Origin of the sequence: Pseudoroseomonas cervicalis ATCC 49957 (assembly GCF_000164635.1) — a bacterium.
Taxonomy (GTDB): Bacteria; Pseudomonadota; Alphaproteobacteria; order Acetobacterales; family Acetobacteraceae; genus Pseudoroseomonas; species Pseudoroseomonas cervicalis.
In genome coordinates, this window is the sequence record NZ_GG771037.1 from 1 (window position 1) to 1,100 (window position 1,100).

The 1,100-nt window shown below is 77.2% G+C and carries 2 protein-coding genes; both read right to left on the reverse strand.

Features of this window, described 5'->3' with window-relative positions:
* Positions 1–381 (reverse strand): ATP-binding cassette domain-containing protein (locus tag HMPREF0731_RS21540; protein ID WP_007006362.1); only part of this gene is annotated, 381 nt, incomplete at its 3' end.
* A partial coding sequence (locus HMPREF0731_RS21545; RefSeq protein WP_007006363.1) for an ABC transporter permease occupies positions 378–1,100 on the reverse strand: 723 nt, incomplete at its 5' end. The genes HMPREF0731_RS21540 and HMPREF0731_RS21545, both read right to left, overlap by 4 nt.

Sequence of the window (1,100 nt, forward strand, 5' to 3'; positions counted from 1 at the left end):
CGCCGCCGCCGCCTGCCGCGCCGCCGCCCAGGGGCGGCGATGCACATGGCGGTCGACCTCCGCCACCTGCGGCAGGGCGGGCATGCTGGGGTCCAGCGCCGCCCAGGGCTCCTGCGGCAGCATGGCGATGCGCCGTCCCCACAGCGCCTGCCGCGCCCTGGCCGGCAGGCCGGAGATCTCCTCCCCGTCCAGCAGGATCCGCCCCTCGGCGCGCAGGCCGCGCGGCAGGCTGCCCATCACCGCCTGGGCCAGCAGCGACTTGCCGGAGCCGGTCTCGCCCAGCAGCAGCAGCGGCTCGCCCGGGCGCAGGGCGAAGCTCGCCGGCCGCACCAGCACCCCCTCCGGCCCGTGGATGGAGAGGTTCTCGACGATCAGGCTCATGCGCGCTCCCGCCCGGCCAGCAGGTGCAGGCCCAGCACGGTGAAGAACAGGCAGAGGGCCGGCAGCAGCAGGGCGAGCGGCGCCTCGGCGTGGTAGGGCAGCAGCTCGGTCATCATGCTGCCCCATTCGGGGATGGGCGGGCGGGCGGCGACGCCGATGAAGGCCAGCGCCGCCACCAGCGTCACCGCATTCCCGGCGGCGAAGGCGAAGAGCGTGGCGGCCACCGGCGCCACCTCCGGCCAGAGATGCCGGCGCAGGATGGTCCAGGGGCCGAAGCCCAGCAGCCGCGCCGCCTCCACCTGCGGCCGCGCCAGCACGGCGGCGGCGGTGCCGCGCGCCATGCGGAAGAACTCCACCCAGAGCGAGAGGGCGAGGCCGAGATAGAGCGGCAGGAAGGCGCCGGGGGCGAAGGCGGTGAACAGCACCACCAGCAGCAGCCCGGGCAGCGCCTGCACGGCATCGGCCAGGCCGAGCAGAACCCGCTCCACCCAGCCGCCGCGCAGCGCCGCGAGCAGGCCGAGCAGCGTGCCTGGCAGCGCCGCCGCCAGCGCCGCCAGCAGGGCGAAGCCGACCGAGAGCCGGGCGCCGGCCGCCAGCCGCGCCAGCAGATCGCGGCCGAGCTGGTCGGTGCCCAGCGGATGCGCCGCGGAGGGCGGCAGCAGCGCCGCCGAGAGGTCCTGGCGCAGCGGGTCGGCGCCATGCAGCGGCCCGAGCAGCGC